General features: G+C 31.2%; 5 protein-coding genes. 3 read left to right on the forward strand and 2 right to left on the reverse strand.

Going from position 1 to position 5,031, the window contains the following annotated elements; translation table 11 throughout:
* Together FLA105534_RS23010 and FLA105534_RS23015 are read left to right on the forward strand one after the other, a co-directional pair.
* Positions 1–874 (forward strand): hypothetical protein (locus tag FLA105534_RS23010; protein ID WP_217427728.1); only part of this gene is annotated, 874 nt, incomplete at its 5' end.
* An 18-nt stretch (positions 875–892) separates the two neighbouring features.
* Entirely contained in the window at positions 893–2,287 is a 1,395-nt protein-coding gene (locus FLA105534_RS23015; protein WP_173968416.1) for a hypothetical protein, read from the forward strand.
* 40 nt (positions 2,288–2,327) lie between these two features.
* On the opposite strand, the gene FLA105534_RS23020 is transcribed toward FLA105534_RS23015, so the two are convergent.
* Positions 2,328–3,473 carry a GNAT family protein gene (locus tag FLA105534_RS23020; RefSeq protein WP_173968417.1) on the reverse strand — a complete coding sequence of 382 codons (1,146 nt, stop codon included), beginning with the start codon at positions 3,471–3,473 and terminating at the stop codon, positions 2,328–2,330.
* A gap of 116 nt (positions 3,474–3,589) precedes the next feature.
* Complete coding sequence (locus FLA105534_RS23025; RefSeq protein ID WP_173968418.1) at positions 3,590–4,078, reverse strand: DUF1761 domain-containing protein; 489 nt, start codon at positions 4,076–4,078, stop codon at positions 3,590–3,592.
* 179 nt (positions 4,079–4,257) lie between these two features.
* Between FLA105534_RS23025 and FLA105534_RS23030 the strand changes: the two genes are divergently transcribed.
* Complete coding sequence (locus tag FLA105534_RS23030) at positions 4,258–4,971, forward strand: leucine-rich repeat domain-containing protein (protein ID WP_173968419.1); 714 nt, start codon at positions 4,258–4,260, stop codon at positions 4,969–4,971.
* Positions 4,972–5,031: the final 60 nt, after the last annotated feature.

A 5,031-nucleotide genomic window follows, 5' to 3' on the forward strand; every position in this document is an offset into this window, starting at 1 on the left:
GATTCAGAGTATAATACATTCTCAAAGTTTTGATTTGAGAAATTTGACAATGAATAGTGATTTAATCCTTTTCGTTGAATATTCAGATTTTGATTACGGAAATAAGTATATTAATGACCATTTTAAAGCCGGATATATTAAGGTAAATAATTATGAGGAAATCATAAAAAATGACTCTAATATTAAATTTATAGATAAAGAAATTTTTTGCCCTCAAGGTGAAAATGATTATTATGATAGCGATATGATGAATGGAGGATCCTGCGGTTTGGGAGAGATCTTGGATGCTAACAGAAAATATTATTGTATTCTATTCTTTAAAAAAGAAAAAAAGAAACTGACACTATTGGCGAATCTTTCGAAAAGTGATTCTGACTGGAAAAGTATAATTGAGAAAATAAAAGACGTAAAAGAAATTGAAAATTTAAAATCGCCAGAAGAACGTTATGGAAAAAGTATTGACTATTATTTGAAGTATGATGATTTGCCTAGGTATGACTTTATAAATTATTATAGACAAGTAAAAGTTTTAAAATCAGATACTTTAGTCTTAACCGAGAAACAATTAATCTTGGCGAAAGATAATTTTTTGAAGGGAAATGAAAGCTATTATGAACTGATTTCAAAAAAATTCCCCAAAGAAGTAAAGCAATTCTATATTAATAAAATGAAGGTCATACTTAGTAAAAATGAAGACGACGAGTATTTTAGTTCCTATGATTTTACTGAGGCATACGAAAGGGCTACAAATACAGGCTATATGGATGATAGTGTGATGGGAAAGCAAAAAGAAAAATTAACTAATGAAACAACTCTTGAGGAAAGGATAGTAATTATGCAAGCTTTAATTCAAAATGCTGAACAAGAAGATTAGCCAATAATAGTACTATTAATGAAAAACAAAATTCTCTTAATTCTATTTGTTTTTGTGACAATCATGAAGGCACAAAACAAAGTTACGGACATCACAAACTACGATTATTGCCAAGTTAACAGGAGCACGCTTTATTTTTATAAAATTGAGAAAAAAGGGTTTACTCAAAGTCGTGGCAATTTCTTTCATGGTAATATATTCAGTGTTTATGCTACAGAAAAAGTAGATTCTATAGGCAAAGAATATTATTATGACAGTATGGATGCGATAAAACTCTCTGATTTGGATAGTGATTTTGATTTGTTAAAAGAGTTTAGAGGCAAAGTTTACTTTGTGGATCAGCCTCATTTGAAACAGTTTTATTTCTTGAAAAATGATAGTGTTTTGGTTTGTAGAGTAATAAGAAAGAACAAGGTTTGGGAATTAGAAAAGGAAAAAGAAGATGAAATACATAAGATGGTCCTGGCCAATAATAAAATTATTTATTGGTGTCCCTATCTAGGTTTGATTTATAAAAAAGATAATCAGATAAAAACAAGTTTTGTGGATTTGCAAAGTGAATATAATACTTATGGTCTTAAATTTTCTATAAAGGATAAAAATGCTGTTAATATGGAAACAGGATATTTTGAAATTGGAAAATATACTCTTAAAATAAAAAAAGACAACAATTATGCGGTTTTTAAGGATAATCAAAAGATCTTGGATGACTTGCCATTAAAGTATTACAATAGCAAACATTTTGTGACGACTGATGATAAGACTGTAAAATTCTACAATTCTGATTTTGTGTTAGACAGTACTTTTACCTACCGTGACATTTATCAAGGAGATGGGAATATTGAGATTTTGGCAGAAAACAAAATTAAAAAAATTGACACTCGTCTTTTTGCCTCTACATTTTACAGAGAACAAGCTTTTGGCTGTGGAACTGTTACAAGATATACATTAAGCATAAAACGGAATAGAGTTAGGGAAATTGTTAATGCGGAAATGACTTACGGTTATACATCGCGGCCTAAAAATATTTTTATCGACTCTAAAATAAAATTTGATTCATTGCTTTTTATAAGCCGAGGAAAGACTATGGATTATTCTGTGAATGGTGGTTTTGATGATCGACTGATATTAATTAAAAATAAAAAGGAAGGACTTTACACATTTAAACAAAAAAACGATACCATCACTTTGGCGGAAATAGTGCCTATAAAATATGATAAGATTTATTCATTAAATGGTTTTGTAATTTTAAACAAAAACCATCAAGTGGATTTTTATGATAAAGATTTTAAGGTAAATACTATGCGTTTTACTACTATTGATTTTTTTAGTTATAGCTATCTAAGATATAAAAAAAGGAATCATACCGGAGGCTGGATGAATAAAAAAGGAATTTTATTTGATGATTTATGAAAAAGTAAGCATATCTATTTTGGCACAATGCTAAATTTAATTATTTAAACGGATTCCTTTCCTGCCAATCAGTTTTAGGTTCCAGATAATTGAATAATTTCGCTATGTTATGATTGATTAAAGTATTGCTGTGTGTAATTAATCCGTACATTTTAACAGGCTTTGCTCCAACAGAACTTTTAATTTCTAGGGCAGTTCTGGCAAATACAATGGTTTTGAAACCGTGATTGATAGAATAAGCAATCATGTCATAAAGCATGTTGAGGTACAGCATTTTTTCGCGTTGGATCGTTTCGTCATAACCTAAAAAATAAGTATCCATTGCATTTCCATTTCGAATCAGAGTATTGAATCCAATTAGCTTTTCTTCTAAAAAGTAACCATAAAACAAAAAATTATCTTTCATAATCTCTTTAAAAAAGCTGAAGTGATTTCGGGCTAAGAAAAAGGTATTAAAAGGAGCATTCTTCGCCACATGGAAATACAAATCGTAGATCACATCTTCATATTTCTTAATATCGGATAAAGACATTTTTCGTTTCTCAATTCCGTCCGCTTTTTTTCGGGCCCGTTTGTATTGATCGCGATATTTCTTTGACAGCGCCTCAATATAATTTTGTTCAGAGGTCCATTCTTTGTGGATCTCAAAAATCATATTGGGTTGGGTCGAAAAGGTGTAATTGTTTTTAAATTCGGTCTGTAAAGGTATAATTTCGGTTGCGGTAAAATCTTTTATGCTTGTAATATGGACCTTTTTTCCATTTTCTTTCAGGTTTTTTTTGAGCTGATTAATAGCTTTGTGTAATGTTTTAAAGGCTATTGATAATTTTATATCTGAAGTAAATACAAACGCATTTTGCCCTGTGAGCATATTGTTTCCGACAAATAATACATGTGAAGCAAAATTTTTAAAAGCAAAATTGCGTACAGAAGTTTTTAAACATTGATCGCGTTCGCCAAATGAGTCTAATTTTTCAGCAAACAAAAATTGAGTTAAAACAATTCCTGCCAGTTTGTTGTCGTTGAAAATTCCGATAAAATGACATATCATATTTACCGGACAGGAGTTTTCCAGTACTTCAAGATATTCTTTGGTTAGAAAAATATTATCTACAGCCAGAGAATTCCATTCTGAGGGCAGTAGTGATGTGCTGTTGTATATTTCGAAAGAATAGGTTGTAGTCAAAAGAGTGAGCTAATTTCTTCAAAATTAGATAATATTTATAAGAACTCAATTGCTTTAAGTTATTATTAAGAAAACCCGTCTGAGTTTTAATTTCAAACGGGTTTGTATGTTGTTTTTTAGGCAAATGCACAGATGATTCCACCCATAAGAGTAAGTGAAACAGCCCAGAAACCAGCATGGATAAAGATGTATTTCCATGATTTTCTCTCAAATAAACCATTGATTCCAATCACTGGAAAGGCAAAAAACAACGCCGACATAAATCCGTGAAGGGCACCATGTTTAAACGTACGGTATGCCAGTCCGTAATCATTCAGAAAAGCAGCATAAGAAGGTTTTGCACTGGCAACCAAAGGAGGTCCGCCTACCATTCCTAAAGCACCGGTTTGGTGAATGGTTAGTGACATTAGAATTACGGTAATCATTAAGGAGAAAAGATACGTAAGACCGAATATTTTGAGCATATTTCCTGTTCGGAGATCTTCTTCTGTGAGATTATTTTCTCTCATCCAGATCGTTCCAAACACTTTTGGGTTGTACCAGATAAAACCAACGACCAGTGTTACGATTGCGGATAAAAACAATGCAATAGGGTTAAATTCCATAATATGAGGTTTTTAGGATTAGTTGTTCAAATTTAAACAAAAAATTGCAAAAAACAGATTTTTAAGTAAAGTAGTAAAATTAGGATTAAATTAATATTTATCAACAGTTTATCGACATTATGTGCTTTATAACTGTGAAATGTATAATTTTATACCATCAATAAAACCCCAATTTTGTGATGAAAAGCTTAGCCACATTTTTTTTAGCTTTTATTTTTTCTCTGAATATTTTTGCTGATACGGTTTCAGATAAAGAGAAAGAAGCGCTTATCAAATTGTATGATGCGACAAAGGGTTCGGAGTGGAAAGTAAAGTGGGATTTGTCACTATCAGTGGCAACCTGGCATGGGGTGATTGTCGAGAATGGTAAAGTTGTCGGGCTCCATTTAGCTGCTAATAATTTACAGGGAAATCTGCCTGTTGAATTGTTTACATTGGTTAATTTAGTCACGATCGATTTGCACGATAATAAAATTCAGGGAGAGCTTCCTTTAGAGATAGGAAAATTGAACCAATTAGAGACTCTGGCATTATTCAACAATGAAATTCAGGGACAGTTACCGGGCTCAATTTATACCATAACGACTTTAAAAGTTTTACTTTTAAATCAGAACAAGCTGACAGGCAGTTTAAGCAAAGATGTGATCAATTTTAGCGCTTTGCAAAACCTGAGTTTGTTTGATAATAATTTTGAAGGAGAAATTCCAAATGAATTGGAAAAATTACATCATTTGTTTGAATTGAATCTTTCGTATAATAAATTTAAAGGAGGCGTTTCGAAAAATCTGATTTTGTTGGACGCTCTAAATATGACGATGTTTGATGAAGAGGGGAATCCTTTTTTATTAGAAATCGCCACTAAAAAAGAAACTACAATGGTTACCCGAAATTAATCGTGCTTATGAATGAATTTTACACTCGTTAAAAAGTTGATTAAATATATTTAGTTAATT

Source organism: Flavobacterium collinsii, assembly GCF_902804485.1.
In the GTDB taxonomy this organism is placed as follows: domain Bacteria; phylum Bacteroidota; class Bacteroidia; order Flavobacteriales; family Flavobacteriaceae; genus Flavobacterium; species Flavobacterium collinsii.

Coding starts and splice junctions, on each gene's coding strand:
- FLA105534_RS23025 (WP_173968418.1), bottom strand. CDS start 4,078: ATGGAATTTAACCCTATTGCATTGTTTTTATCCGCAATCGTAACACTG.
- FLA105534_RS23015 (WP_173968416.1), top strand. CDS start 893: ATGAAAAACAAAATTCTCTTAATTCTATTTGTTTTTGTGACAATCATG.
- FLA105534_RS23030 (WP_173968419.1), top strand. CDS start 4,258: ATGAAAAGCTTAGCCACATTTTTTTTAGCTTTTATTTTTTCTCTGAAT.